The organism is Paenibacillus cineris, from assembly GCF_018333335.1.
GTDB lineage: Bacteria > Bacillota > Bacilli > Paenibacillales > Paenibacillaceae > Paenibacillus_AQ > Paenibacillus_AQ favisporus.
This window is the reverse complement of sequence record NZ_BORU01000001.1, coordinates 291,952-317,197: the sequence shown is the minus strand read 5'-3', so window position 1 is coordinate 317,197 and position 25,246 is coordinate 291,952. Positions and strand designations below refer to the sequence as shown.

The 25,246-nt window shown below is 41.3% G+C and carries 37 protein-coding genes; 1 reads left to right on the top strand and 36 read right to left on the bottom strand.

What is annotated here, in order from left to right; translation table 11 throughout:
* Positions 1-60 precede the first annotated feature (60 nt).
* From KI379_RS01760 to KI379_RS01595, 35 genes are all read right to left on the bottom strand, one after another.
* Complete coding sequence (locus tag KI379_RS01760) at positions 61-585, bottom strand: DinB family protein (RefSeq protein ID WP_076173353.1); 525 nt, start codon at positions 583-585, stop codon at positions 61-63.
* A gap of 35 nt (positions 586-620) precedes the next feature.
* Positions 621-1,310, bottom strand: a complete 690-nt coding sequence (locus tag KI379_RS01755) for a class I SAM-dependent methyltransferase (RefSeq protein ID WP_212982600.1) — start codon at positions 1,308-1,310, stop codon at positions 621-623.
* Positions 1,311-1,610: 300 nt separating this feature from the next.
* Positions 1,611-1,979, bottom strand: a complete 369-nt coding sequence (locus KI379_RS01750; protein WP_212982599.1) for a DUF2185 domain-containing protein — start codon at positions 1,977-1,979, stop codon at positions 1,611-1,613.
* A 396-nt stretch (positions 1,980-2,375) separates the two neighbouring features.
* Positions 2,376-2,744, bottom strand: coding sequence for a VOC family protein (locus KI379_RS01745; RefSeq protein ID WP_212982598.1), 369 nt, complete (start codon positions 2,742-2,744; stop codon positions 2,376-2,378).
* Between the two features lie 28 nt (positions 2,745-2,772).
* Positions 2,773-3,216 (bottom strand): VOC family protein, encoded by a 444-nt coding sequence (locus tag KI379_RS01740; RefSeq protein ID WP_212982597.1) that lies wholly within the window; start codon positions 3,214-3,216, stop codon positions 2,773-2,775.
* A 35-nt stretch (positions 3,217-3,251) separates the two neighbouring features.
* Positions 3,252-3,566 carry a hypothetical protein gene (locus KI379_RS01735; RefSeq protein ID WP_212982596.1) on the bottom strand — a complete coding sequence of 105 codons (315 nt, stop codon included), beginning with the start codon at positions 3,564-3,566 and terminating at the stop codon, positions 3,252-3,254.
* A gap of 52 nt (positions 3,567-3,618) precedes the next feature.
* On the bottom strand, positions 3,619-4,137 hold the full coding sequence (locus KI379_RS01730; RefSeq protein WP_212982595.1) for a DinB family protein: 519 nt from the start codon (positions 4,135-4,137) through the stop codon (positions 3,619-3,621).
* 182 nt (positions 4,138-4,319) lie between these two features.
* On the bottom strand, positions 4,320-4,733 hold the full coding sequence (locus KI379_RS01725) for a DUF6886 family protein (RefSeq protein ID WP_212982594.1): 414 nt from the start codon (positions 4,731-4,733) through the stop codon (positions 4,320-4,322).
* On the bottom strand, positions 4,654-4,827 hold the full coding sequence (locus KI379_RS34330) for a DUF6886 family protein (protein ID WP_373309523.1): 174 nt from the start codon (positions 4,825-4,827) through the stop codon (positions 4,654-4,656). Before KI379_RS34330 ends, KI379_RS01725 begins: the two co-directional genes overlap by 80 nt.
* Before the next feature lie 13 nt (positions 4,828-4,840).
* Positions 4,841-5,686: a hypothetical protein gene (locus KI379_RS01720; protein ID WP_212982593.1), complete on the bottom strand. Its 846-nt coding sequence runs from the start codon at positions 5,684-5,686 to the stop codon at positions 4,841-4,843.
* A complete protein-coding gene (locus KI379_RS01715; protein WP_212982592.1) occupies positions 5,683-6,390 on the bottom strand; it encodes a tetratricopeptide repeat protein in 708 nt (235 codons plus the stop codon). Before KI379_RS01715 ends, KI379_RS01720 begins: the two co-directional genes overlap by 4 nt.
* 107 nt (positions 6,391-6,497) lie before the next feature.
* Positions 6,498-6,938 (bottom strand): GNAT family N-acetyltransferase, encoded by a 441-nt coding sequence (locus KI379_RS01710; RefSeq protein WP_212982591.1) that lies wholly within the window; start codon positions 6,936-6,938, stop codon positions 6,498-6,500.
* Positions 6,939-6,979: 41 nt separating this feature from the next.
* On the bottom strand, positions 6,980-7,468 hold the full coding sequence (locus KI379_RS01705) for a DUF4830 domain-containing protein (RefSeq protein ID WP_244879169.1): 489 nt from the start codon (positions 7,466-7,468) through the stop codon (positions 6,980-6,982).
* 74 nt (positions 7,469-7,542) lie between these two features.
* Positions 7,543-8,067: a DNA topology modulation protein gene (locus tag KI379_RS01700; RefSeq protein WP_212982590.1), complete on the bottom strand. Its 525-nt coding sequence runs from the start codon at positions 8,065-8,067 to the stop codon at positions 7,543-7,545.
* A gap of 46 nt (positions 8,068-8,113) precedes the next feature.
* On the bottom strand, positions 8,114-8,848 hold the full coding sequence (locus KI379_RS01695; RefSeq protein ID WP_280518770.1) for an N-formylglutamate amidohydrolase: 735 nt from the start codon (positions 8,846-8,848) through the stop codon (positions 8,114-8,116).
* A 201-nt stretch (positions 8,849-9,049) separates the two neighbouring features.
* Positions 9,050-9,406, bottom strand: coding sequence for a hypothetical protein (locus KI379_RS01690; protein ID WP_244879339.1), 357 nt, complete (start codon positions 9,404-9,406; stop codon positions 9,050-9,052).
* A 122-nt stretch (positions 9,407-9,528) separates the two neighbouring features.
* Positions 9,529-9,783, bottom strand: a complete 255-nt coding sequence (locus KI379_RS01685; protein WP_212982588.1) for a hypothetical protein — start codon at positions 9,781-9,783, stop codon at positions 9,529-9,531.
* Positions 9,784-10,029: 246 nt separating this feature from the next.
* A complete protein-coding gene (locus KI379_RS01680; protein ID WP_212982587.1) occupies positions 10,030-11,208 on the bottom strand; it encodes an alanyl-tRNA editing protein in 1,179 nt (392 codons plus the stop codon).
* A gap of 161 nt (positions 11,209-11,369) precedes the next feature.
* A complete protein-coding gene (locus tag KI379_RS01675; RefSeq protein WP_212982586.1) occupies positions 11,370-11,909 on the bottom strand; it encodes a GNAT family N-acetyltransferase in 540 nt (179 codons plus the stop codon).
* A 143-nt stretch (positions 11,910-12,052) separates the two neighbouring features.
* Positions 12,053-12,646 carry a YdeI/OmpD-associated family protein gene (locus KI379_RS01670; RefSeq protein WP_212982585.1) on the bottom strand — a complete coding sequence of 198 codons (594 nt, stop codon included), beginning with the start codon at positions 12,644-12,646 and terminating at the stop codon, positions 12,053-12,055.
* Positions 12,647-12,750: 104 nt separating this feature from the next.
* Complete coding sequence (locus KI379_RS01665; protein ID WP_212982584.1) at positions 12,751-13,239, bottom strand: NUDIX domain-containing protein; 489 nt, start codon at positions 13,237-13,239, stop codon at positions 12,751-12,753.
* Between the two features lie 174 nt (positions 13,240-13,413).
* Complete coding sequence (locus tag KI379_RS01660; RefSeq protein WP_212982583.1) at positions 13,414-14,352, bottom strand: hypothetical protein; 939 nt, start codon at positions 14,350-14,352, stop codon at positions 13,414-13,416.
* A gap of 134 nt (positions 14,353-14,486) precedes the next feature.
* On the bottom strand, positions 14,487-15,128 hold the full coding sequence (locus KI379_RS01655; protein ID WP_244879167.1) for an NUDIX hydrolase: 642 nt from the start codon (positions 15,126-15,128) through the stop codon (positions 14,487-14,489).
* Between the two features lie 272 nt (positions 15,129-15,400).
* The gene (locus KI379_RS01650; protein WP_212982582.1) at positions 15,401-15,949 is read right to left on the bottom strand and encodes a GNAT family N-acetyltransferase; all 549 of its coding nucleotides are present in this window, start codon (positions 15,947-15,949) and stop codon (positions 15,401-15,403) included.
* 33 nt (positions 15,950-15,982) lie between these two features.
* Positions 15,983-16,357: a VOC family protein gene (locus tag KI379_RS01645; protein ID WP_212982581.1), complete on the bottom strand. Its 375-nt coding sequence runs from the start codon at positions 16,355-16,357 to the stop codon at positions 15,983-15,985.
* A gap of 16 nt (positions 16,358-16,373) precedes the next feature.
* Positions 16,374-16,868, bottom strand: a complete 495-nt coding sequence (locus KI379_RS01640; RefSeq protein WP_212982580.1) for a DinB family protein — start codon at positions 16,866-16,868, stop codon at positions 16,374-16,376.
* A gap of 28 nt (positions 16,869-16,896) precedes the next feature.
* The gene (locus KI379_RS01635) at positions 16,897-17,865 is read right to left on the bottom strand and encodes a sialidase family protein (protein WP_212982579.1); all 969 of its coding nucleotides are present in this window, start codon (positions 17,863-17,865) and stop codon (positions 16,897-16,899) included.
* 193 nt (positions 17,866-18,058) lie between these two features.
* Positions 18,059-18,664, bottom strand: coding sequence for a zinc dependent phospholipase C family protein (locus KI379_RS01630; protein ID WP_212982578.1), 606 nt, complete (start codon positions 18,662-18,664; stop codon positions 18,059-18,061).
* 228 nt (positions 18,665-18,892) lie between these two features.
* Complete coding sequence (locus KI379_RS01625; protein ID WP_212982577.1) at positions 18,893-19,474, bottom strand: GNAT family N-acetyltransferase; 582 nt, start codon at positions 19,472-19,474, stop codon at positions 18,893-18,895.
* Between the two features lie 256 nt (positions 19,475-19,730).
* On the bottom strand, positions 19,731-20,186 hold the full coding sequence (locus tag KI379_RS01620; protein WP_212982576.1) for a GNAT family N-acetyltransferase: 456 nt from the start codon (positions 20,184-20,186) through the stop codon (positions 19,731-19,733).
* A gap of 21 nt (positions 20,187-20,207) precedes the next feature.
* On the bottom strand, positions 20,208-20,852 hold the full coding sequence (locus KI379_RS01615; RefSeq protein ID WP_244879166.1) for a hypothetical protein: 645 nt from the start codon (positions 20,850-20,852) through the stop codon (positions 20,208-20,210).
* A gap of 358 nt (positions 20,853-21,210) precedes the next feature.
* Positions 21,211-21,768 carry a GNAT family N-acetyltransferase gene (locus tag KI379_RS01610; RefSeq protein ID WP_212982575.1) on the bottom strand — a complete coding sequence of 186 codons (558 nt, stop codon included), beginning with the start codon at positions 21,766-21,768 and terminating at the stop codon, positions 21,211-21,213.
* An 82-nt stretch (positions 21,769-21,850) separates the two neighbouring features.
* On the bottom strand, positions 21,851-22,354 hold the full coding sequence (locus KI379_RS01605) for a 2,4'-dihydroxyacetophenone dioxygenase family protein (RefSeq protein WP_212982574.1): 504 nt from the start codon (positions 22,352-22,354) through the stop codon (positions 21,851-21,853).
* A gap of 45 nt (positions 22,355-22,399) precedes the next feature.
* Positions 22,400-22,855, bottom strand: a complete 456-nt coding sequence (locus KI379_RS01600; protein WP_212982573.1) for an NUDIX hydrolase — start codon at positions 22,853-22,855, stop codon at positions 22,400-22,402.
* A gap of 76 nt (positions 22,856-22,931) precedes the next feature.
* Positions 22,932-23,810 (bottom strand): alpha/beta fold hydrolase, encoded by an 879-nt coding sequence (locus tag KI379_RS01595; protein WP_244879165.1) that lies wholly within the window; start codon positions 23,808-23,810, stop codon positions 22,932-22,934.
* A gap of 374 nt (positions 23,811-24,184) precedes the next feature.
* Between KI379_RS01595 and KI379_RS01590 the strand changes: the two genes are divergently transcribed.
* Complete coding sequence (locus KI379_RS01590; protein ID WP_212982572.1) at positions 24,185-24,649, top strand: AraC family transcriptional regulator; 465 nt, start codon at positions 24,185-24,187, stop codon at positions 24,647-24,649.
* A gap of 42 nt (positions 24,650-24,691) precedes the next feature.
* On the opposite strand, the gene KI379_RS01585 is transcribed toward KI379_RS01590, so the two are convergent.
* The gene (locus KI379_RS01585) at positions 24,692-25,186 is read right to left on the bottom strand and encodes an NUDIX domain-containing protein (protein ID WP_076173390.1); all 495 of its coding nucleotides are present in this window, start codon (positions 25,184-25,186) and stop codon (positions 24,692-24,694) included.
* Positions 25,187-25,246: the final 60 nt, after the last annotated feature.

Sequence of the window (25,246 nt, the reverse complement as noted above, 5' to 3'; positions counted from 1 at the left end):
TACCTTCAAATTAGGGTTAACGCTAAGGCGAGCTAGGCAGCTCTTCGAAAGCAGAAGAGATCAGCTCCTTTTTAAAATGCCTAAATATGCACTCCACGGCCCAACATCAGCCCGGTATCTCTCCGCCATCACCCGGACCATTTGCGCCATATGCGTAAAATCATGAACAACCCATGCAGAGAGCAGCTCCCTTAACTTCACAACGCCGAATTCCGGATGCAGACCGGTCTTTTCCAGATCATGAGGATTGACGACCGCCCTCAGTTTGGATATGTTCGCCATTCTGAGGGTATGGAACTCTGATAATGCCTCTTCAATGGTTCTCTCAGACGTGCCTTTCAAATGGGCATAGCGGTCGAATACGGGAAACGGATTGTTTTCCCCTTCCGCAAGAATGGATTCCATCCGCGGGATCCAGTTATGCTTCTCCGCTTCTACGAGGTGCTCAACGACTTCAAGCGGGTTCCAGGTTCCTTCCCCTTCATTGCTATGCAGCCATCCCTCGGATAGACCGGATAAGAAGCGTTCCAAGGTTTGCGGCGTGCGCTCCAATATTTCGAGGGCTTCATTCAAATGGAAGTTCATATCAACACTCCTTTTGGCTATTTAATAGCTCATCTTCAAAAATGCTTCCACCAGATTCCCGCACATTCCGGAACCGATGCCCACTGATTCTGAAGGATCCGATCAACGAGTTCTGGTCCGAAGAAAAACTCCGTATGATGAATGGCTTCTTCGATACTCCCAAAGTCATAATCGGTTCTGATCCATTGATGGTCAAATCCGTATTTGTCTTGAAGTAATGCATAATACGGCTGTAAAAATCCAGGGGGATGCGGCGTCTCATATCCCGTTCCCATCGTTTCAAAAATGATGATCGTTCCATTCGGCCTTAACACCCGCTGCAGCTCGGCCATGATTTGTTCCAGATTCTGTTCCCAGCGATGATCTGATGCATCGGCCAGGTAACAAATACACCATCCCGAGACAACCAGGTCAATGCTCTGATCGGGTAGGGGCAGCTGCCTATGGTCCGACACCACGGTTTTCCAATTCAGCGGACCGTTCATCCCCTGCAGCTTGCTCTCCAAGATGTCCAACATCGGACGAGAGATATCCGTGCAGATTAGAGATTTCGCCTCAGACGCAATCACCGTCGATAATCGCCCCGCCCCTGCGCCTAAATCTAGCACGTCCAAATTTTTGAAAACTCTGATTGTATTGATGATGTCATATAAATCAGGTTGACGGCTGACCATGGCGTCATACATGTTGGAGTGATTCGTATAGATAGGATCCTGGGTTGACATTTAAAAACCCCTTAAAAGTAATGGATGATGGGGCAAGTACGTAAAATGTTCCTACGATCGCTCTTGTTTTCGGATTTCTTGATGGTATAGGGCCCACTTAAGGTAGAAATCCGAAAGCCAAATCATATGCTTCCGATGTTAGCTTTCCTTTGGAAAGCTTTTACGACCGCTTCGCTTCTTCGGAATCCTTTTACTCCCTTGCCTGCATCCTATTCTTTAGTTCAATTTATTTAGATTTGTGACCCATGATGATTTCAACATAAAATCTCGATCAGAACTTGAAAAGTTTCGCTGCGCCCCTTACTCATTCGGCTCCTCCCACTCCTTATCCAGCACCAAAGCGCCACGTTCATTCCGTATGAATGCCGTCCCTGGCGGCGAGTGAAGAAAAGGGATGATGTCTGGATCGTAATTACATATGGTGTTCACCAGATAGATGGCATGGTTATCGGCATTGTCCATATATTCTTCGTCTTCGTCACCGGCCATGAACCGCCATCCGCTGTCCGGATATGGGCTACCCGAAACTTCTTCCCGATACATAAATCCGACCTTGCAGCCATCCACCGTGATTCGGTCGCTGGCAATACACCCTTCATTCGAGTCGATGAACTGTACGATCTGATCCGCTGACAAAAAATACTTCTTTTTATTCTGATAGTTCAACATCGTCACTCCTGTTGCTAAATCATCATTTCCAATCTCTAAAATACGCTAGGATTTGAAAAGATTGATGCATCGCTTTCGAATTGATCTTTTCAAAATAAATGGGCTTTAATACAGGGTCGAAGTACATCAAAACCAGGGTTAATCCAATGATCAAGACGGAACTTCCCCAAGCAAGCTGAGCCCTTCGTATCCAAAAAACATTACCGGAAATCCACACCAGAGCGAGGAACAAGCAGCTTCCAATGATGAGATAGGCAGGCACATATCCCTCCATACACCAATAAAAAAGGCTGTACCAGTACATCCACACGAGCAGCATCAGCATATTATATGGAACTAGCGCTAACCTTTTTATCATTTTTGCAATCACCCTTTTGCAATCCTTTCAGGCATGGGTTATTCCTTCGGATAGTCACTCCATAATTCGATGATGTTCCCATCCGGATCATAAAATCCAAAAGACTTCCCCTGGTAATTCGATATCCGTCTGACTTCAATCCCATGATCCATCAGCCACTGCCTGGCTTGATCAATATCAGGAACGACAAAACCATACGCAGCCTGCGGACCACTTGAATACGTCATCTGTGAGTTTACCGCTTCTTCACTTACGATCAGCATGATCCGAATTCCCGTTGTTGACCTCATTTCCACGTACAAAGGATCTTCAAACGCAATTTCAAAATGAAGATTTTTGGCATACCATTCTACGGAGCGTTCCAAATTCGTTACAGGGATATAAATGTATCCACTCAACAATTCCATTAAAAAAGCCCTCCTCTCTTGATATGGGTTACCTCCTTACAAAATCCTCTTTCAATTCGTCCTGTGGATCCCATTTGGACCAAGCGGCCTCCAGCAGATTCCCCTCATGATCTCTAAAGTAAAAATATTTAGCTTCTCCAGCTCCGAGAGTCTGCAAATCTTCGACCATCAGCCCCTTATCCTTCATGAATTGATGGGTGTATTCAATGTCCGGACAGTTTATCGCCATGACCGGAAAAGGCTTGCCGTTCCTCATAATTTCAAGTGACTGCTTGTCTTCTGTTTCAATGAGCAGCAAAGCGATCGAATGTTGATGAGGATGATGCAGCACGGCGATATAAGACCCTCGGTCCTGAAACTTATTCATTAACTTAAAATCCAAGTTTTCCGTGTACCACGCAATAGATTCATCAATACGGGTTGTTGGAACATATACGTAGCCAATACGGGAGAAAGCAAACGTTGGACTCATGGGATACACTCCTTCGTTTGGATGGGTTTTTAGTCTTATTTTGGGTTTGAAGAATAATCAAAAAAGTGATTAAAAAGCCCGAAGGCCTTTATTTCATAATCCATATTTCCTTCAGAATACTTATCCCTCACCTGTATAAAAATCCCCGCGTGCATAATATATCTCGAATTCCACTTAACCTCGGCTTCTTGTCTCTTGCACCCCATGTCCGGTCCGGTATTCACACATACGATGCCATGTTCCGAGGAAAGCCATTTCGTGTAATCTTCCTCATTTGGACAGGTCATCACTAAAACTATCAATACAGCTCCAACCAGGCCAAGGGCCCACTTCATAACATTATTCATCATACCTCCTTAGACTCTTAAAACATTTCTCTCCACCAGCTGCTTTGCCTTGAATTCACTTTTCTTTATACCACTTTCGAAGCAGATTGATATGCGCCTGATGATAGCGGTTATGGTCGGCCATATGCCATATCCCCCAGCGTATCGTTGCCTGCTTCTCATTTTCATGTCCAAAAGAGACGGTTTTCTCAAGATCTGCATCGGTTAGCTGCGTACATGCCTCTTTCAGCATGCCTATTACACCGTTATATTGAGTCATAAGTGTATTCAAAGATACGCCTTGGACCATCGGTAACCTGCCATGCTCATCAATCATGGGGCCATACTGCTTTTGAAGTGACTGCGGAAGTGGGAGCCCCTTTATTCTGTAAACCCAGTTCAGATCCACGTACATGAGATGCCTGATTAACTGAGCTGTGCTGTTGAACTTGTTATCGGGCCCCTTATAATCCATCTCTTCTTGCAGCATACCGTTCGTGATAGATTGTAGTCGTTGGATGTTCTCTTTTACCGCAGAATATAAGATCCCCACCATTGGAGCCATGTTGGCCCCACCTTTTAAGTCGTAGAGCATCCTGGCTCCTCCTTGACGATATTCGAAATCCTTCCTCTTCCGCTCTTCTTTATGAAATAACCCAGCCATAGAACACTTTTATTCTAGGCTGGGTCGTTTGTTGTCTGGATCTTTTTCCATGATTATACATGTAGATGACCAATAGGAGAAAGCCTCCTGGGGGCTGAAATCTCTTCAACCTATTATTCTTGTCTTGCATTTCTCATACGGATCATGGAAAAGTTGACGGTGGACTTCAATACTTGTTCTCGCAGGGGCTGTAACGATGGAGTGATCCTTAGCTCTATACCCTCATTCAGAATCGCAGTTATCAAATCGTCGATTCTCTGTACTTCCATCGGTATAACCGGACGTCTTGATACATGGTATCCCGCATTCTCTTCTTCCAACTCGAAATCAGCCGCATCAAAGATGTAACGATAGATAGAACCCTTTTTTACCCGTTCATACCACCCGGTCTCAATGGCTATCATCCGGCTAGTTCTCGACATCCCAAAAAAACGTTCATTATCCATATTAACTTGTATCATCCTTTGGCCAAATGCAGACTCTGGGGCATGCTCTTGGAAAATAATAATGCGGCGCATGGTACTCATCGATCGTCCAGACTTTCGCATCGGTTTGATCGTATATGGTCCGAGGTTCAAAGACTTGGATGCCGGGTTCTTCGCTAAAATGAAACAGCTTCATATGTATTCCCCCTTCATCGCACTACTTCCAAAAACCCCCGTACCTCCAGTAACACAAGTTCCCAATCAAATTCCGTATTATTTATCGTTAATTTATCGATTTTCAAATGATCCATGATGTCTAATTCATATTCCTTTCGTACCTTCAGCACCTCACAAAGGCCATCGACACCGTGATATCCCTTTGCCTTACCGAATCCCTGCTCTGTGAAATACCACGTAATATGGCGCAGCCAATCATCCGATCGTTCCTGAGTGACTCTGCTGATGGTTGACCTTATATCGTCTTGATAAAAGTAAATGATTTTAGGATGTAAAGGTTGAATAATCGTTTCTATTCTCTTTATAAAATCAGTAATCACTTGTTGTGGCTGATTGAACCGCCCGAACATCATAGTCAGCGGATTCTGCAAAAAGCAGCATTCTAATATGACGGTTCCTTCCGCCTTTTGAGCATGGCTAACGAACTCTTCCCATCTTTCAATGACGAGCTCTTGATATCGATCCAACGATCCATTGTATACATCTAATCCGGCTAACTCATCGATGAGGCTTTTATATTGGTCGATAGGTATTTGTTGCTGTAATTTGCCATAGTAAATTAGCCGGTATTGCCCTATCGTCTGAGTGAATTGATTTATTATATCGCCCAATTCAGGGTACTTATTTTTCAACACTTCATACTCTTTAAAGTCCAAACAAGCCACGGACTCATAATCCGCCGGATGATTTAGATCCCCTTCAAGAAACATCTGGTTGCTTATACCCTGTGTATCCAGCAGCCCCTTAATATATCGAGCTGTAGAGGTTTTACCCGATCCGGGTATACCTTCCACTAGAATTAATTTGGTTTGTGTCAAGATGATGTCTCCCTTTTGCTGGTGTCTTTTGTAATTGGAGTCCTCGAATCTGTCATTTCCCGCTCCAATGTTACTCTTAAATCTTGAGCTTCCTCATCATCCTTGTTTAAAAACATATATTTATCCAAATACAATAATGCCTGGTTATAGTCTTTTGTCGATACATAGATCTGAGTAATATTCCAGTAAGCATCACTTTCATTCGGATCAAGAGCAATGACCTTCTGAAAATACCCGACTGCCTCAACATACTTACCTAGGCGAGAGACTACAATCCCTTGATTTAATAAGGTTTCCGGTTGATTCGCATCGATATCTAAGGATTTGTTATATGCTTCCTCTGCTTTGAATAGGTCGTCGCATTTTTCATAGTAAATCCCAAGATAGTAATAAACATCTTCATGTTCAGGATTTATTTGTAGTGCATCATCTAAGCACTTCTTTGCTTCAATTAGGTTTCCTTGCTTTATGAAAACTCTGCTCTTATTCATGTGAGGTCTTTCCCAATGTGGGGCTCTGCCTATCACTTCATCAAACCAACCTAATGCTTGCTCAAAGTTCCCCAATTGCAATTCACAGCAGCCCAGGTAGTTGATGCATGAGTTCACTTCAAGCTGTTTAGCGATACACTCTCTAAAAATGTCAGCAGCCTCTTGATATCTACCTTCAAAATATAATTGATCACCAATATCGTATAGGGACATTTAAGGATTGATCCCTCCAAATTTTATATCAATTGCTGGTTTAGCTCCTCGTATTCTCTTTTCAAAATACTCATATAAATGGTATCTGAGTAACGTCCATCCCTTCTTCAAGACAAATGCTTCCGATACCCCTCGACCTTCTCATCTTTAAATCCTAATTTCTCATAAAAGGCATGGGCTTCCTTTCTCTGTCCACCGGACACAAAAATAACATAATTACAGTCTCTCTCCCGTGCTATGGCCTCGATATTCATCATTAACTGCTTCCCTATGCCAAGCCTGCGAAAACGATTTGAAACCACCACGTTCTCAATGACCATGAAGGGTTTGCACTCTCCGACAAGATCCTGGCACACAATCCCCATAACGGACCCTGCCAGCTCCCCATCCTTAAACGCTCCCAGAATATGATAGTCCCCCTTGGCTTGGATGATATCAAATACTTTGACCATCTTTTCGTAATTGTTAGGCTGATGATCCATGAGCTCCTCGTACAGACGGCATAGGTCATTCAAGTCGGCTTTCGTTATTTCTCTTATAGTAATCATTGAACAGTTTCTCCTTGCTTTCAAAAGTAAAAGGCCATTACTTATTTACTGTCTGGTTTTATAATACGTCCTATTACAAATTGCTTGTTGGAATCATTGGCATCGAACATCGGTGTAGTTTGGCCAGGGTGAACTTCGATCACTCCATCCGTTTGCAGCACCTCATGATTAAAATCTAGATAGCCTCCGATGACCTTTCCTTCGGATTCTAAAATATAGGCAACAATCTGATTGTATAGATCCGTTTTTTCCTTAAGGATATAACCCGTCTCTACAACCTCCTTGTTAAAAAACGGTGCCAAATCAATGTTCCCTTCCGTTCGGATAGTATCGACATGATCCTTATAACTCTGCAAAGTTTTTGCTTCATATTTTGTTTCCGATGCAAAGCGCTCCGCCTGCCAGCCAAATTTTTGCAAATAGTCTGTGTGCATTGGCTTATAAAACGGCATATATTCTTTCTTTTCTTCTTTGCACCCTGTAAGTACGAGGACAATCAGTATAACTAAAATAATCGTCTTCGATCGCAAGGAATGACCTGCCTCCTTACATTTGCTTTCCCACATATATATTGATGATACCGCATATATAACACAACATTCACCTAAATTTTCCCATCATTCTTCACCTGATCCAAAAACTCCTGTACCTCTTTCCTCGACTTTAATATGACGACTTGTTTTCGACCCTTTACCTGTTCGAGCGCTTCCATGACCTTGGATCGGCTTCTTTTCTTATAATTCCAGACCCAAATAAAAAAAGCCCAATCCAGTTTTTCGGGGCATTCCTCGTTTAGATCGGGTCGTGTTTTTCCATGATATTGGATTCGTCTTTTCATGATCCTATAAATGCATAAGAGTCTGGGCATATCTAAAAATATGACGGCATCCGCTTCACTCAAACGAATACCTAAGGTTCTGGTGTAATTTCCATCGATAATCCATTGATCTTCGCTTACAGCATCCTTCACAAATTCATCCCATTCGTCATTTACGGTTGGAGTCCAGTTCGGTTTCCAATAAAATCGGTCCAGATGAACAACAGGCAATGATAGAATCTCACCTAACCTTCGAGATAAGGTAGATTTACCGGAGCCGGCTGAGCCGATGATCGCGATTCGATTCGTCAAGGGTTATCGTCCTTTCTATTGAAGAACATCCAGGATGTCAGCATCTTCATAGAGATTCCAACTCAGCTTTTATCCTTATAAATGCCCTATGTAACCTCCCTTTTGTTGCCATAAACAAATCATTGTTTTTATCGATGACTTCTTCCTTACCAAAGACACGATCCTCAATATACGTAGTATACCGGATTTCAATTTGTACAGCTTCTGTATGGGAAAGCGATCCATGATGAGATACAATATAACCACCTGTAAGTCCCTCGGCATCTACTTCAACCTTGAACCCTTCTTCTCGAAATGCTTTAACTAGAACATTTAGGAATTCCTCTGAACACGTCTGGCCTCCTCTGGTTCCAAGAACAATATCTGCTGAAGACTGGATGTAGAAGCTATGCAGGTCAAACAAATATACCTTTCGATGATTTGATGCTATCTGCCTTATTTCTTCCGCAAGACAGTGATGATATGGCAGGTATATCGTTTCAATTCGATTTTCAATTATTGCCTCATCTGGAGATGTATCATAGATTTGTTCTCCAAAAGTAGTTTTATGATAAATTAACGAGTTTCTGTAGTTGTCTTTATTATCTCTGAATGACATATCCCGGTTTACGTCGATAACATACCGACTATAGTTCGCAGATATAACTGTGAAATCAATACTGTCTAAGAAATCGTATAATTCGCGAACATACCAATCATTGTTAGACAAAATAACCCCAGGAACTAATCTAGACTTCATTTCATCGGTTAATAATGAGGAGCCGTGTGGAATACTTGCAATAAACGGAGATTTTGATGTACTTCTGTGGATATGGAAGGGGTCTATTTTCTTTCACCTCCAATTAATAAAGTACTTTGCTGACTTCCCATAAGTTCCTGTATTTACGAACCCAATAGATGACGTACAAACATTTCTGCAATCACAATAATAGGTAATCCTTTCATATACAAGTAGCTTGCGCTCTGCGTTTTTCTCACGTTTTCAATCGAAGAGCCCCCCCCTCTGGATCAGATCCATCCATTCTTCTAACGTATCCCTAATCACGAATCTGTTCCTTGATTCCTTACTCCGTATCACTTCCCAATCTTCATTGACCAAAACTAAATGATAAGAACCGTCGGCGTCTGAATCAGGGTACCAGCCAAGGTCAAGGATGCATTTATTCTTCTCCGGTATGATCCAGCTTCCTTTTCGAAGCTCCATTTTATATATTTGCAATATATCCTCAGTGAAATATCCCCAATTCTCTAAATACTGATCTTCTTTAGATTTCACAGGTTCAATGTCTTCAAATTTGTTATAGCAAACGGCAAAACCTGCCGGTACCTTAATTCTCATTAACGACAAATTAGTTTATCCTCCATTAAAAGATTGGTATCTATAAACCCGCTCCTTGAATCTGGAGACCAATAGAAAATGAAAGCTGTTCTTCATTTCATGAAATATGTCTATTTAAGAAGCTATCCATTACTATTACGTCTCACCCCCATTAATGGATCCCGGCGTATATGAATCACAAAATCTTGTTTTGAAGTATGATATACGACATTCCCAGGCCTCGCTTGAAAAAACTCTTTATTAGCATCTTCTTCTGGTATTGTGCGAATCGGTGCAACCTCGTCTACTATCTTTTTGTTGCCTTCCTCGTGATAATCAAGTATGGAAACCAGAACAAATTGGTCAGGGAATAGTTCCCTTACTTCTTGCCATTTCATTCGTTCTACCTCCTATAAAATCGTCCTTATTAGCCTTGCTACCCTGATTTTATCACACACAAAACCAAGTATTGCCAAGTTATTATGATGACTTGACGCAGGTTTTTTAATTGTGTTATCATCCTTCATGAAAAATCCGTGTCGGGTACACCCCGCTGGACAAATGGCTTGGATCTTCTAAGCGATCAGAATAAAGACCCACCTTTGGCGCTAACCTTGGGGTGGGTCTTTGCTTTATCTTATTGTTTAAATTGAAGTAGCCAATAACTCCCCCGCAAAATGGTAAAACGCCATCGCATCCTCACCGTTGTCAAAACCGGCCTGCGCCATTTTATCGCTGCCTCCGCCTTTACCGCGATAGTCGGCCAGATGCTGCTTAAATAGCGCACCGCAGGCAAGTTCGCTATCCCCTCCCCGGGCGAGAAGCACCTTATGGTCCGCCCCCGATACAAAAAGCACGATCACATCCGCTTGCTCGGTAAGTTTGGCCGCCAGGTTCTGCATATCTTTCAGCGGCTTGTCCGCAAATGCATGCTTGATCAGGCTGCCCTGACGGTCAGCTAGCAGCTTCTCAGCCAGGTAAGCGTCATTCTCAGCTTTTACCGCGGTTAATTCAGCCTGGAGCTGCTTCTGCTCCTGATCCCATTTTGTAATCCGGTCCATAATTTCTTCCTTGGCGGTATTGAACCGGGCCGACAAGCTGCCGAGAATCTCCATGCCGGCATTAAACTCCCTGAGCGCACGATAGCCGCATTTAAAATATACACGCGTATGCCCCTTCTGCTTCTCCGCTCGCAGCAGTTTGATCATCCCGATCTCTCCCGTTGCGGAGACATGCGTACCGCCGCAGGCGTTATACTCGATGCCTTCAATCTCAACGATCCGGATATTATCAGTTACCTTCGGCTGCTTCACCAGAGGCAGGGCCGCTGCCTGCTCCTGACTTACAAAATAACTCGTTACTTTTCGATTCAAGTAAACCTGATCATTCACTTCCAGCTCCAGCATCATCAGCTCGTGCGGAGGCAGATCGGACCGTGCGATATCAATGGTGGCGTAATCCTCACCTAAGTGGAAGCTGAGCGTCTCCGCTTTACACACCTCCAGACACATCGCCGACAGCAAGTGCTGGCCGCTGTGATGCTGCATATGGTCGAACCTTCTGTCCCAATCCAATCGGCAGCGGACGTCTTCTTTTTCAGGAAAACGCTCGACTTTATGCAGGATTTCTCCTTCCTCCAGAACGACATCCAGCACCGGGATCGTATCGATCCATCCGAGATCACAGGGCTGCCCACCGCCGTGAGGATAAAAGGCTGTCTCCTCAAGGATCACATAAGTTCCGTCTTCCCGCTCCACTTTGCGCGCCATGCGCGTCTCCCACTCCCGGGTATATGCAGATTCGTAATATAGCTTTTTCGTCATGTTCTTGTCCTCACTGTCCTGTCATGGTTAAATTCACTTTAAATCCAGCTTACTATAAAACGGTCCCCCTGCGCCAAATCCTTCTGAAAAAGAAAAAACCGTCTGCAATCATCCCCACAGAACGGTCTCCATGATATGTTAGAACATTTTTGCACGATCGGTTATGTCGCAACCCCATGCTGTATGCCTCCACTGCTTTCCAAAAAATCAGACCGCTCCACACTATACAAATCATAGCGCTGCTGCGAATGGTTAATCGATTGATAGACCTGCTCGTAGCGTTCATTGGCTATTTTGACGTATGGCAGCTTTTCCACTGCTTTCTTCGACCGGATGTTTTGGGTTCGGATCTTCAAAAAGATCGTTTCAATCTCCTGTCCAAGAAACAATTCAGCCAAAAACGCCTCCTTTGCGCGTTGGTTATACCCTTTTCCAAAATAAGGGGCCCCAATCCAAGTAGCTAGGAAGCCAGTTCGATGATCGATATGATATAGATCAATGGTGCCGATGGGGTGACCGATCTCGTCAAGAATCGTTCTGGAGATGCACGTCCCCTGCTCTTCCTCAACGATCAACTGCTTGGTGATGAATAAGTATTCCTCATACGATTGGCATGGATAACGGACATAGGGAAAAACGGCTGGATCCGTCATCAGGTTGTACAGTGCATGGCATTCGTGCAAATCACGTTGTTTTAACATGTCATCGCCACCCTAGTCCTTGTGATTAGCTATACTCAGATTTAAGTATATAAAAGGACTTGGAGGATTGGATGAATGCTGCATTTTCCAGATGTAAAATCCGTCTTAAAAACAGAATTTGGCTATGCCCTTTCTGCTGGGTTTTACCGATCGTTCAATCCCTTGCCATCGAGGATTTGCTGTGTACATTTTTCGACCCGGGACTCCCGGGTTTTGGATTGCTTGGGCGCCGAAAAATAATACACGTACGCTCTTTGCCGCCCCGGCGTCAATGCCTCAAAAGCAGCTTTCAAGGCAGGGTTTTCATCTAGTTTATGTTGAAACTCTTCGGGAATATCGAGGTGTGTCTCGTTCATGATATCCTCTTTCACACCGGATTGTTCGACTTCAATGGCTTCCGCAATATAAGCCCTCAAGATGGGTTCCAGCTCGACGATTTCTTGGGTATCGTTAAACCGGATCTGACGCCCTACTTTCGTATTCTCACCGGTTTTAACCAGAATGCCATGTGGATCTTGTAGCATGTAGCCTTTAAAAAACAGAAGCGCCAAGTAGGCTTTAAATCCCTGGATGATCACGATGTTTCGCCCCTGTGACGTGTAACAAGGTTTGCCCCACTTTAATTCTTCGGTAAGCCCGCAATCAAGCAAAATCTCTCTCAATTTCTCCGTTTCTTCAAGCCACATCGTGGCTCTGCCTACAAATGCATCTACTTTGGGATTCATTTTATTTTCCATGGTTATGCTCGTTCCTTTTCTCGCAGCGGTTTTGGTATATATTCATATTTGTTTACAGAAAGCTGGTGTCTGATACGGGGGAGAAAGTCTACCATAAATGAATCTTACAATGGGTTGGGTAGATAGTAATGATAAGTTCTATAATTGTTGTTTGTCCTGATTGTATTCCCAGCATATAAACCATTCTTGGTTTCCCACGCTGTCGTAATGATGCTCTTACTCAACTCAATAATCTCATTTGAGCTTTTCACATCTTCAATGTGCCAATATTTCATGTCAGCTATTTCTGCTTCATCTTTTATCATGGATCCTGAGACCAGTTCCATTTCAAAAACAATGTACAAACTCGCTTGTATTTCACCATTTCGTTCTTGTGTTCCGGAGCGGAGACATACGACTCGACCTGATTTGGTTACTAAACCCGTTTCTTCTTTAAACTCTCTTTCAGCAGCTTCTTCAATGGATTCTCCTTGTTCAGCGAAGCCACCTGGAATCATCCACATTCCTCGATTAGCACCATAATCAACCTTTACCAGCAGAACGGATTGATTGTTAAATAAAATACCACCCGCTGAAATAGAGAAATGATTCATATACACCCTCCTGAAGGATCATTTGACTGTGAATTTACCATATAGAGGAAGATGTATACCAATACATAAAACAAATGAAGATGATCACTCTGTCCTATAAGTATATTCAATTTGCTTGATTTCTCATATAGCGTTCCCAAGAAATAGACGCAATGCGTTTTTCAGGGGTGTCTTTTATGAGATCCTCTCAAAAACGGTCCCCTCATCGTTTCGATTAGCATACCAATCCTTTTCGGTTATCAGTAACCCAGTGACATCCGTTTGATCTGTAATAAATCTTACAGTTACGCAGATATCATCCAGATAAAATTGATCAGTGTCTTTCGGCCTCAACCTTTTGTTTCCAAAGATCCACAATCCATCGTTGATGAATTCTACTGAAATCTTGAAACCCATCTCCTGATGATGATATAAACCTGAGTATTTCCTGAGCAATGAAGTTTCAAGAACGGGATCGGGCACATATTTCAAATCGAAATTTTCAAGCGCTTGTTTTTGATACGTCTCGTAATCTGCGGACGAGTTCTCAGTGATCTCAACTGGGATGTTCAATTCATGAACAATCTCATTGGCAATTTCGGCATATTCCAAAAAGAACGAGATGTGCGACTCGGGACCTTGCTCTTGCCGGTTTCTAAAATAGGGCTCGTCTTTATATTCCTTATGTTTTCGCAGCAAATACTCTCTACCGCCGCGCTGCTCGATCATTTTGTTAATGGCGGTTGGCGCATCCTTCTGGTAAAAGTAGATCAGATTACAATGTTCCTTACTTAACCGATCACTCACTTTATGTACCAATGACTTAATAAGCTCTCTTTCCGCTTCTTTATGGAGCAGGTGAACCATCGGGCTCTGCAAAAATGCGGATTCCATCACAACCACTTCTTCTTTAGGAAAATGATCCAGAAACTTAGACCATCGATCATAATAAGCTTCAAGGAACAATTCATTATTTTCATGACCGGTAAACTCGATAATCGGGTGATCATAAGTGGTTTCAAGATATAATCCGCAAGGGATCCCATCTCGTTCAAATTGATTGGCCAAAAATCGGGCAAATGTGGATTTGCCTGAGCCAGGAATACCTTCAATGAGTATAAGATTCTTCTTCATGGAATCATCCTATTGAGCGAACACGCCAAATCAGTAATACAGTCAAAAGGATAAGACATGTTGTTCATCCTCTCTACGAGTTCTGTTTTTTTGACTTTTCTTCTGCCAAAACACCTTTGGGTAAGCAACAACCCTCAGTCGGGCTGCAGCGCGAATACCATGTTATCTGATGTATGACCTTTTCTGAACTGCTCACGAAAATACCAATCATGTATCTTTTCTTTATCTGTCATTTGATCCATGTCCTTGTCCAATTCAATCAATATATCGTGTGTCCATTTGTCATTTTCATAAAAACAACGGTGTTCATAGCAGTTTGCGTCGTCTATAAAACGATGTATGCTTTTCGGAATGATATCCGCGATCCCGTTATTCTCCGGGTGCATAATCCACTCCAATCTCTTCCAGTCCAGGATTCCTTCTGGTGTCTTTATGGGAGTCTCATAGATGAAATCGGACGGTAACTCAGCGAAATAAGCATACATCCCGCCGGTTAACTTACCATCTGCAATCCAAGTTACAATACCTTTAAAATCAATGGAATCCAGGGAAATTCCTGTCTCTTCCTCGACCTCTCTCAGCGCAGACTCTCTTGGCGATTCGTTCTCTTCGATTTTTCCGCCCACGCCATTCCACCTTCCCATCCAACTCGGCTTTTCCCGGTTAAGGAGCAGGATTTGATCGTTTTGTTTAAGGAAGCAAATGTTGTATTTAAACATGGATAACCGCCTTTCAGATAACGTATAAAGAGGTTTCACAAACCAAGGATTAATCACGCAATTGAAACCACCTTATGTGACGAAGTTGCCATTTCCGTTTATCTTTCAATCTAACTTTCTGTTCCTAAAATGATTCCAACACTTTGATACTTTTTTCATTATGTTATTATATAAGTAATAAAGACCAAGTGCAGCAACACTTGGTCATTACAATTAGCTTGGACGGTCTATTCCCTTCTGAGTCGAATATGAACAAAGCCCACCTTCGGCCTCAACCTTTGGGTGGTTTTTTACTTTCTCTTGTTGTTATTATTGATGTATGTCTTCTGCTAACCTACTTGATAATCCTTCTTAAGCAATGCAAATATGGCAGTATCAACAAACCGGTTCCTCCAATAAAAATGTTCCTTCAATATCCCTTCTTCGCTAAACCCGGCTTTCTCAAGCACCTTCCTTGAATTCACATTCCCCGGTTCAACGAATGCTTCGATTCGGTTTAATCCAAAATCGCGGAACCCGAATTCAATCACCTTCTGAATGGCCTCGGTCATAAAACCCTTACCCCAGTAATCTGGTGTCAGTTCATACCCAATTTCAGCTTTATAGTGATGTTTCATCCAACCATGATACCCACATGTGCCAATGACACGGCTTTCAGATTTTAAAGTAATCCCCCAGCGAATGCCTAGATTTTTGTCAAATCTTTGCTGCCACCTATCAATTAATTCCTCGGCTTGTTGTACATTCGTAAAGCTCTCCACATCATAAAATTTTGTTACTTCATCCAAGGAGAAATAATGAAACAGGTCGCCTGAATCCTCTGGTGTAATCTGTCTTAGAACCAATCTTTCCGTTTCTAATATGGGAAATGGGGTCATCCCGTCTTCTCCCTTCAGTTTGAGTAACGTAACTTATCCCCCGAACGCAATTCTATACCCATCAATGTCTTGAATCGTAAATTCACTAAAAAAATCATTCAAATCCGGACCTTGCACAATAGGGATTTCTTTATCCTTGATCTCTTCTAGCAATTGTCGAACATCTGTATAACAAAAAGCATCAAAATAGAGTCCGCCCTTAACTGAAGAAGAGGGTCTTACATCTTCCGGATCAGCTGCTTGATGAAGAATAAAGGTTACTTGATCTCTTGTCATATGTACGTGTTGGACAACCGGACCGCCAACTAGCTCATAACTGAAACCCAGCTTCTTATAAAAATCGATCGATTTTTCAATATCCCTCACAAGTAAGACCATAGATGGTCCGGAAAATGCAGTCTGATTCATCTTCGAATACCTCCACTTATAAATTGGGATTGTTAATCTCGAATAATCCTCTCCCAATCAAGTTGGCTGTAACAGGCTTCTTTCCGATCTCTCTTGCCCATACAGACAACTGACCGATGTGGTGGATTTCGTGGGCGATCAAGTGCCGCATGACTTCGCCGTATGTATGGGCTTCTCGCTCCCCTTCATCCGTAATATCGATCATAATACGGTCTTCCAGGCTGTCGTTCCAATCATAGACAAATGGAGCAAGCTCCTCGTGGCAGCGTGCAGAAAAATCTTTGATCTGCTGCACACTGGCCACTTTCTCAAACGGAGGGATTTCAACTGCTTTTTCCTGGATTCCGCCGCATATCCAGCCATACTCGACCGCCACAATGTGATACAGAGTAGGAAGGAAGTAGCCTATGCCGCCGGTGCGTTTTTTCAGCAGCTCTTCTTCACTCACCGTATCGCACCAGTCTAACCAATCTTTGCGAACCTGCCAGTTATATTCGAATAATTTCAGCATGCTGTGGCCTCCTTATTATCATAAGTACCTAGAAATCATTTATATCAATTAACATGATAGGGGCAGACGGTACAGGTGAACTACCATCCCAACCCAATAATCCTACTGCAATTAACTTATTATTACCTTTTACAATATCATACAAGTTTTTATCGGGTGGTAAACTTTTTAGTAACCATTCATTTCCATTACTGGAATATAAGAGTCCAGAATTCCCCGCAAAGAAAAACTGATCATCAATTATATTCCCTTTAAATCCGCTTCCATGAGCTTTAGCAACAGTATCCCAATTTTGACCATTATTGGATGACCAAATCATGGATCCATTATCATCCAAACCACCTAAAGCTATAAATTTCCCTTTACTATATGCAACTGATGTTAAATACCCCATTCCATTTTTAAATGGGATGTCATTACTTACCCATGTTTGCCCGTCATTTGATGATGCAACTGAATATGGACCTACCGCAACAAACTTATTGTTGCCAAAACATACACTCCAAAAAGTTGTCCAGTATAAATTGTTTCTATCGTGTTCCCATGTTATCCCATCAATAGAACTAAATACTCCAACTGAGCCTACTGCAATGAATGCACCGTTCCCATATGCGACACTAAAAAGATTGTTATCCTTGCCGATGTCCGTTTCGGTCCATGTTAATCCGTTTATAGAAGAATATATTTTGTCGTTACCTACTGCAACAAACCGTCCATTTGCAAAAGTTATATCATTTATAATTCCAATAGATTCATTTTCAGTATATACCCAGTCGCGTCCATTTGGAGAATAAGCCACTATTCCTTCGCCCACAGCAACAAACACATCATTACCATGTGCAATTGAATTAAATGCTCGGCTTATACTTGATAGTTCCAACCACTCTCCCTTTAGCTCATTAGCAGGTTCTATATATTCTAAGTTATTAATTAAATATTTTCCCATAAGAAAAAAAGTGAAAATAGCCATCAGGAATATAAAAAGAGACTTCTTCAAGGACTCACCTTTAATAAATTTATTTTAAATTATTATTAGTTTTCGGAAATTTCACATCACATTCCAGTATTAAACGAGCAAGCTAACCTTAATAGTTCTTATCCTAGATTCTAACTAAAGCCACCCAGCGTGAATTCAATATTATACCTTTTTGCGATTTCCCTTAAGTTTGTCACATAACTCTATTTTTTCTTCAAATCTTACGTTGTAATTTCATTACTCCTATATTCACCGATGTTTCAATATATCCTTCGATCTGAATCAAGCTAAAGACATTTAAAGGTTCATCGATTCTGTGTTTGTCATAATCCATGTCCCCTAGAACATGCGGAACAATGTCAATGGCTTCTTTGGCCTTAACCTCCTCCAGGTCAATGACCTTAGGTGAACCACTGATCGCTTGCCTCATTTCTTCTGTACACCCATAGTGCTCTAACAGTTTCCCATTCAGTAATCTAAAATCATTGTGATACAGCGGATATAACCCTGCGTCCGCTTCCATACGATTCCTCAGCCAGGGCATATAAAAGCCCTTCAACCACTGATCGTCAGCAATTAGATGGGTGAAATATCCAAGCACATATGGGTTATCCGAATATAGTTTATACTTATTGAGGAATCCATGATAGTCTATGTACCTCGTATAATTCTGATGTTCGCCTTTAAAAAAGTGGGATTCATCCTTTGTTTGAACAGCATCAGGAGCAACGCTTCCAAGTAAAAATGAAGTTCGATCTTGGATATATAATTTTTCAGCAATTCTGTAGCCGATAATCAGGTGCATGATTCTGGATCCCATAAATTAATCCCCTCCAAGGATCTATACTGTTCTCCTAATCGCAACTTACGTTCTGCTATCAGGAACTCTCGCCACCTCAAGGAAACGAAGTCGCTCGTCGCGATGACGGTTAAACCGTTCCGTTTGCCCGACTGGATCCTCTTCCTCGCTGCGAATGCTAGATTCAAACTGCATCTTTCTTCTTCTGTTCTCAGAAGCGCAAAGCAAACCCAATGCATGAATATGTTGTTATCTGACGTACCTAGCTTCATCAAGAAAGCCTTCAAGTCTGTTCTTAACATCTTTCCATTCAGTATCTATAATGCTGTAAATCACATAATCAAGTCCGTTATACTTCTTTCTGAGAATTCCTTCTCGGACAGCTCCAAGTCGTTCAATGGCTTTCTGTGATCTTATATTCGTTATTGTCGTTATGATTTCAACCCGATTTACTCGTAAATTCTCAAAGGCATACTTCAATAATAAGGATTTGGATTCTGTGTTTACTCTAGTTCTCCATACCTTCGATGAATACCAAGTTGAGCCTATATTTAAATTGTTATTTTCTTCTGATATCCTAAGATATCTCGTTGTTCCTACAATTTCATTTGCCTCTTTATCATAAATAACAAATGGAAACTGCTCTTTCCGCTCACGCCCATCCAATGGTTTTTGGACGAATTTCTCCATCTCATTTAACGTCCGAATATGGATTGGATAGCTTGCCCAAATTTCCGGGTCCCTAGAGCATTCATATAGATGTATACTGTGTTCCAATTCTAATGGAATTAACTTTACTCGTTTTCCATCCAGTTCTGAAAAAACAAACATCTCATGCCCTGCCTTTCGTAATTGGTACGTAATGTTCTGGCCTCCCAACACGCTGAAGGATTTGTAGCAGGAATGCGCTTGTAATCTAAACATTAATTAATGATGTCATATCTCAGGAAGTGAACACGGGTTGCTGCGGACCTAGTGAAAGTGGATCGGTGCTAAGCATCCGAAAAATAAAAAAAGGGGGAGCCGAATTCTCCCTGTAGGATGTGTGACTATCCCTTACGATTACAATTCGCAAGGGCTTTTTTCGTTATGATTTTACAGTAAATGTAAATTGATAAACACTGGATATCTCTCCACCAAGTTTTTTATAAAATTCAACCGCGTGTTGATCAATAGCATCTGCTTGAACAAAAATTTCATGGATTTGCTTTGATTTGCAATACTCGACTAATTCCTTGACCAGACGGCTTCCTATTCCCTTACGTTGGTTATTTTCTCCTACCGCTATGTCATATAAATACAAACTGGAACCCATTCGATCATACATGGGCAGCTCATATCCGGTTAATCCGCCAATAACCTCGTTACCTTTTATTCCAACGATACAAATAAATAAAGGATTTGATAAAAGCTCCGCAATATCAACATGATTGACGAAGTCCGTATTAGGGGATTCAAACTCCTCATTGAACAGCAATACTAAATCAAAAAAAATCGATTCATCACCTACTTGTAGCTTCCTATATGTAATATTTTTATCCATGTTAACCTCCAACTCATTGAGTTATCTTAATGGATATTTCAGCTCGATGTCTTGCCGTATTAATTCATCAATAAATATATAGTTATGATCAGCACCTATAATGCAAAGAATTTTCTTACCTTGACTAGAATTGACGGTATTTCTTACACGCTCTATCATGATTTGATTCCGGATCTTCCATCGAAAATTATACGATCTTGGGTTCAATTGTTCTAACCACTCGTATTTCGCTCTTGTGATGGTATCAAATTCTAATGAATTAAAGGGGATCCTTCCAAACGAATGCGTGGCCATTTGTTTGTCAAACCACTCATCATCCATTCGCATGATGTTCTCCCTTACTCCCTCAGGAAGCTCGGCAAAGGGATCGAAGTTATTCCATACATCGAGTTCAAACCAATCGATTGGAACAAACTTGATCTTGTTATTTTCGCATAAAGGAAAGATCAGCTCCCAGTACTCACTTGCCGGCTCCCCCCAATATCCCCTCTCACCCTTATTTTTACAATATTTGTCCCAGGCATTAGGATGAACTTCACCACAAATGATATCTGGACTGAACTCTTCAATAATTTCTTTATACAGATCGAGCGAACAGTTATATGTCTGTCTTAGCTCTTCATTATGTATTGTTCCTAGAACACCAACAACAGTCAGTGTATTCACCTCATTTCATTGTTTGCGTGTTACGCCTTCACCGTCGTCTGCAATGCGTTTGGAAAACCTGCCTTTGCCCTGATGCAGCTTGTCCCGATCCAAGTAACGAATGTAAAGCTGTCGTTAAATAGCAAAAAGGTGTGTCTCATCTGTCCACAATCGCTTCGATCCTTTAAGCACCCCTTCATCAAATTCCATCTTGTAAATTTCGGGTTTTGAGTTCTTTCGTTCCCTTCGAGTTTAGGTGATTCGCCATGCCTCACCATTTAGATATAGGTTTTCATAAGCACTCCCCTGGAACACTTCCAAAATCGGTACTGCTCTTTACTCTAGAAATCCCATACCGCCCAGCCGCATAAATAAGGTGTTATTTAATCCCTTCATTTTTTCGAAATTCATTCTCTAAAATACTCATTGTAATGGAGTCATGATACTCATGGTTATAATAGAGAACCTCTCGCTGGATTCCTTCTTGTATAAATCCTAACTTTTCATATGCTTTTATGGCTCTTGCATTATACGAGTACACGTTAAGTTCAATTCTATGTAGATTCAGCACACCAAAGCCATAATTCAGTAATAATTTTAGAGCCTCTGTTCCAAATCCCTTGCTAAAATCCGCTTCATTAAACAAAGCTACCCGTATATTGGAATTGCGATTTACATAATCTATATCCTGTAGTGCAACTTCTCCAATAATACGATCTTCCTCTTTAAGAACGATCAATAAATGAATACGATCCGTTTCATTCTGTATTTCTTCAATATAATTTTCGATCATCTGTTTTGAAAATACTCTTTGGGTTCCCGTCAATCTCCTTACTTCTTCGTTCAACATGTTCGGGTAATACATATCGGAATCTTCGCTTACAAGCGGCCGAAGGTAAAGCCTGTCACTTTCCAATGCTCTGTTTAATTGCTGCATAGCAATTTCCCTCCCGTTATCTATATAAAAAATATCCCCAGCTTCATTTGAAATTGGTTCATTGTCTTAAGCACCTCAACTCCTAATAAACAAGATCTTCACGCACTTCGATTCCATTCTCATCACAATAATCTCTATATTTTTTGAGTACTGTAAAAATATCATCTTGACCAATAACTTGATTGTCTTGATCGAAATATTGCAAGGATCCGCCCAAAATGAATAAAGTAATGACCTCTTCATCTTCAGTAATAAGCGTATGAATATCTCCAGGCGGTTCAAAAATGAAGGTTCCTGGTTTCGCCATCCAATGACGTCCTTCATATCTCCATTGCCCTTGAATGTTGTATCCTATCACAGATCCTCCAGTATGCCGGTGGCGTGTCAGCACTTGATTGCTCTTTATTTTAAAGAGGTATATCCAGGTGCCGGTGGCAAGGTCAAATCGAAGAGGTTTAAAATAACAATTTGCTTCTTTCCCCTCATCAAAAGGAACCCACGGTAAATCTTCAATATCAAAGACCCTTTCGGGTAATTGGAGATTCTCTGCTAATTTTACTACAGCATCTTTAATCAATGGATTCATGGTATAGGTCTCCTTTTATGATAACGGTCTGAATCACCGCAAGAATTATCTGCTGTTGCTTTCTTGATCGAGATGACCCGCCAATATACCTGCTCTTCTGATGATTTCAATTCGTTCTCCTCTTCCTTCGATGTTCATTATCATGTCTATCGCCGTTTCAAAATTTGTTATGATGTAACCTGTCTTTTCAAATCCTGCAGGTATACTCACGAATTTATTAACTTGAGTTAGAAAATATACGGTATACGAATTGGTTTCCTTCCAAAACCAGCTGGCAAACGGTATTCTTACCTCAGCTAGTTCTATCCCTGCTTCTTCTAAAGCTTCTCGCTCTAAACCCTCTTGTGTGGATTCATTCTCTTCGAGTCTTCCACCAATGGTAGTAAGTACTTTCTCTTCTCGATCCCAAACCATCATCAGATTGCCGTTATCAAATACGGGTACGCAGTGGACTCCAGCAATTGGGAAATCTGTCGGAAGTTCATTAATCAATTTTAGCATGCTTATCCCTCCCTGGATTCATTACCGTGGTTTTGGGTAAGGGTGTCTCCAACATCTTCAAATATACTAATGATCTTTATGCCAAAAATTCAATAATCTCTTTGTTAATTACATCAGCTTGCTCATGGTTAATTGCATGTCCTGCATTGTTAATGATTTTGTAATTTAGTTTGTTATCTTCTAATCTCTTTATTGCTTTTGGATAATTGGTTAACCTGTCATATTGACCAATCAAAAACAAGACTTTGTCTTTCAGAACTGATAATTCTGTATCCGCATTAATTTCAATCTTGTGCTGCATCATGGATTTATTGTTAAAATGCTTCAACAAATAATACCAGTGCTTCATCAACACATCGTTATCTTCAAATGTCGAGAAATTGGTTCCGCTCAGTTTTCTCAGTAATTTTTTGCAATTACGTTCAGATGGAAATAATGCCTCAGGAAAAAACGCTGCCATCATCTTAGTAATGACCTCAAATTGGCTGGAAGGAATTCTACCCGCTAAACAAACGGCCTTATCGACGTTCATTGGCCTTTTCATCGTATAGTGGTAAGCCAAGTAAGCACCATATGACACTCCGCAGATGTTTACAGCATGTATTTGTAAGTTACTTAAAAGGTCATCAATCCAAGTGACTTGGTTGAAGCTTTTATAATAATGAGTATTGGGTTCGCTTTTCCCTGAACCACCTATCGCATCAACAGCAATGATATAGAATTTCTCTGACAGCACTTTGACGTTATAAATCCACATCATGGCTGAATTATCGGCTGTTCCATGGAAAAGCAACAAAGGTGGACTTTGCGGATCCCCCGCAGTAATGACATGGGTTAGACCATATGTAGTATCCACGTCTCTTTCTTCATATTTCGTTCCCCATGAATCCAGCAATAATTCGTACGAATCATAAATCAGTTGTTTACCTAATGGATGCTTATATCTTTCCATCATGCAACCCCCTTACACAAATGATTGTGCGGCAATTTCCGATAACATTTTGTGGATTTACGACGAACGCCCACCTTAGATAGCTTTATCTCAGGTAGGCGTCTGTGATGATGAGCGATTTCACTGCACTTCCACATTCTCCCAATTTAAGGAAAATGAACGTAGCGTGAATCTTATGTTAGGTGAAGACACTGGTTTATATGACCTGTGATCTTATTGCGCATCCTTTCAATACCTTCACTATATTCGATTGAATGCCTGATTTTCCTCCCGCTTGCGCTTAAACCTAATGGGTACTCGAAAAAACTAATGAATATATTTTTATATCATGTTAGCATGCGTTGTGTATCCAATATCATCCAGGGAGGAATGAAATCATGGTTATTAAATTTGAAATGATGCCAAAAACCCGCATTGCTTTTGTGCGCCAAGTAGGTCCATACGGTCCTCAGAACATCCAAGCAATGGAAGCGTTAAAGAAATGGGCTGCAGAAAAAAATTTACTCAACGGTTCATCCATACTGCTTGGAATTGCCCAAGATAATCCGGAAACTACACCTCCTGAGAACTGTCGGTATGATGCTTGTATTGTTATTCCAGACGATTATCGGATAGATGACACGGATCATAACATTTTCGAAACTGAACTCGATGGTGGACATTATGTTACCTATAAGGTGAAGCATACAGCCGAGGATATTCAAAAAGCGTGGGCTGATATTTTTCCTGCGTTAAATCGTAGCGGATATCAAATAGACAACAAACCTATATTCGAAAGATACATTGGTGATATGTTGTATAACCATTATTGCGAGATATGTATACCTGTAAAAGCGTTATAGTCCAGCGTATGATAACAAACTCCACTGCCTTGATGGTTATGATTAACTTTCATAATTCTTACTTCGATATAGTTCTAAGCCTTGATCTCTAAAGTATTCTCTAAAAAAGTCCCTTGTTGTTTCAGGGAATTGATAAGTTTTTGATGATTGGTCTGACGCGGATACAGATTGTTTTATACTTTCAGTGGGTATCCACTCCATTCCGATTTGCCCAATATCAGCCTGTGAGCTGACAAAAGTATCAGTCGCTTTAATCCTGCATTCATAAATAAACTCTACTGCATGTACTTCCTTCATGATAAAAGAGTACTCATGATTTTTTGATATGTATTCTCTAATACAAATAAACTTGTGTTCTGCAACATCAATTCCTAGTTCTTCTAAGCATTCACGTTGTAATGTCTGCTCTATCGTTTCGCCTATCTCCTGAGCCCCTCCTGGCAAAGTATAATACACTCCAACTTCAGGACGTTCTTTTTTTATCGCAAGTAACAGTCCGTCTTGAATAATCAGTGCCCGGGCAGTATTTCTAATCATCTATGACACCTCATTAAGTTATTGGTGAATATTTGTTACTTTTACCTGAGGCTCTCGTAT

Excerpts from the sequence above, each read along its gene's own strand:
- KI379_RS01760 (WP_076173353.1), bottom strand. The coding sequence starts at position 585 with ATGAACTTCCATTTGAATGAAGCCCTCGAAATATTGGAGCGCACGCCG.
- KI379_RS01755 (WP_212982600.1), bottom strand. The coding sequence starts at position 1,310 with ATGTCAACCCAGGATCCTATCTATACGAATCACTCCAACATGTATGAC.
- KI379_RS01750 (WP_212982599.1), bottom strand. The coding sequence starts at position 1,979 with ATGTTGAACTATCAGAATAAAAAGAAGTATTTTTTGTCAGCGGATCAG.
- KI379_RS01745 (WP_212982598.1), bottom strand. The coding sequence starts at position 2,744 with ATGGAATTGTTGAGTGGATACATTTATATCCCTGTAACGAATTTGGAA.
- KI379_RS01740 (WP_212982597.1), bottom strand. The coding sequence starts at position 3,216 with ATGAGTCCAACGTTTGCTTTCTCCCGTATTGGCTACGTATATGTTCCA.
- KI379_RS01735 (WP_212982596.1), bottom strand. The coding sequence starts at position 3,566 with ATGATGAATAATGTTATGAAGTGGGCCCTTGGCCTGGTTGGAGCTGTA.
- KI379_RS01730 (WP_212982595.1), bottom strand. The coding sequence starts at position 4,137 with ATGCTCTACGACTTAAAAGGTGGGGCCAACATGGCTCCAATGGTGGGG.
- KI379_RS01725 (WP_212982594.1), bottom strand. The coding sequence starts at position 4,733 with ATGAGTACCATGCGCCGCATTATTATTTTCCAAGAGCATGCCCCAGAG.
- KI379_RS34330 (WP_373309523.1), bottom strand. The coding sequence starts at position 4,827 with ATGAAGCTGTTTCATTTTAGCGAAGAACCCGGCATCCAAGTCTTTGAA.
- KI379_RS01715 (WP_212982592.1), bottom strand. The coding sequence starts at position 6,390 with ATGTCCCTATACGATATTGGTGATCAATTATATTTTGAAGGTAGATAT.
- KI379_RS01710 (WP_212982591.1), bottom strand. The coding sequence starts at position 6,938 with ATGATTACTATAAGAGAAATAACGAAAGCCGACTTGAATGACCTATGC.
- KI379_RS01690 (WP_244879339.1), bottom strand. The coding sequence starts at position 9,406 with ATGAGAATTAAGGTACCGGCAGGTTTTGCCGTTTGCTATAACAAATTT.
- KI379_RS01685 (WP_212982588.1), bottom strand. The coding sequence starts at position 9,783 with ATGAAATGGCAAGAAGTAAGGGAACTATTCCCTGACCAATTTGTTCTG.
- KI379_RS01680 (WP_212982587.1), bottom strand. The coding sequence starts at position 11,208 with ATGACGAAAAAGCTATATTACGAATCTGCATATACCCGGGAGTGGGAG.
- KI379_RS01675 (WP_212982586.1), bottom strand. The coding sequence starts at position 11,909 with ATGTTAAAACAACGTGATTTGCACGAATGCCATGCACTGTACAACCTG.
- KI379_RS01670 (WP_212982585.1), bottom strand. The coding sequence starts at position 12,646 with ATGGAAAATAAAATGAATCCCAAAGTAGATGCATTTGTAGGCAGAGCC.
- KI379_RS01665 (WP_212982584.1), bottom strand. The coding sequence starts at position 13,239 with ATGAATCATTTCTCTATTTCAGCGGGTGGTATTTTATTTAACAATCAA.
- KI379_RS01660 (WP_212982583.1), bottom strand. The coding sequence starts at position 14,352 with ATGAAGAAGAATCTTATACTCATTGAAGGTATTCCTGGCTCAGGCAAA.
- KI379_RS01650 (WP_212982582.1), bottom strand. The coding sequence starts at position 15,949 with ATGACCCCATTTCCCATATTAGAAACGGAAAGATTGGTTCTAAGACAG.
- KI379_RS01645 (WP_212982581.1), bottom strand. The coding sequence starts at position 16,357 with ATGAATCAGACTGCATTTTCCGGACCATCTATGGTCTTACTTGTGAGG.
- KI379_RS01640 (WP_212982580.1), bottom strand. The coding sequence starts at position 16,868 with ATGCTGAAATTATTCGAATATAACTGGCAGGTTCGCAAAGATTGGTTA.
- KI379_RS01630 (WP_212982578.1), bottom strand. The coding sequence starts at position 18,664 with ATGGGATCCAGAATCATGCACCTGATTATCGGCTACAGAATTGCTGAA.
- KI379_RS01625 (WP_212982577.1), bottom strand. The coding sequence starts at position 19,474 with ATGTTTGTTTTTTCAGAACTGGATGGAAAACGAGTAAAGTTAATTCCA.
- KI379_RS01620 (WP_212982576.1), bottom strand. The coding sequence starts at position 20,186 with ATGGATAAAAATATTACATATAGGAAGCTACAAGTAGGTGATGAATCG.
- KI379_RS01610 (WP_212982575.1), bottom strand. The coding sequence starts at position 21,768 with ATGCAGCAATTAAACAGAGCATTGGAAAGTGACAGGCTTTACCTTCGG.
- KI379_RS01605 (WP_212982574.1), bottom strand. The coding sequence starts at position 22,354 with ATGAATCCATTGATTAAAGATGCTGTAGTAAAATTAGCAGAGAATCTC.
- KI379_RS01600 (WP_212982573.1), bottom strand. The coding sequence starts at position 22,855 with ATGCTAAAATTGATTAATGAACTTCCGACAGATTTCCCAATTGCTGGA.
- KI379_RS01595 (WP_244879165.1), bottom strand. The coding sequence starts at position 23,810 with ATGATGGAAAGATATAAGCATCCATTAGGTAAACAACTGATTTATGAT.
- KI379_RS01590 (WP_212982572.1), top strand. The coding sequence starts at position 24,185 with ATGGTTATTAAATTTGAAATGATGCCAAAAACCCGCATTGCTTTTGTG.
- KI379_RS01585 (WP_076173390.1), bottom strand. The coding sequence starts at position 25,186 with ATGATTAGAAATACTGCCCGGGCACTGATTATTCAAGACGGACTGTTA.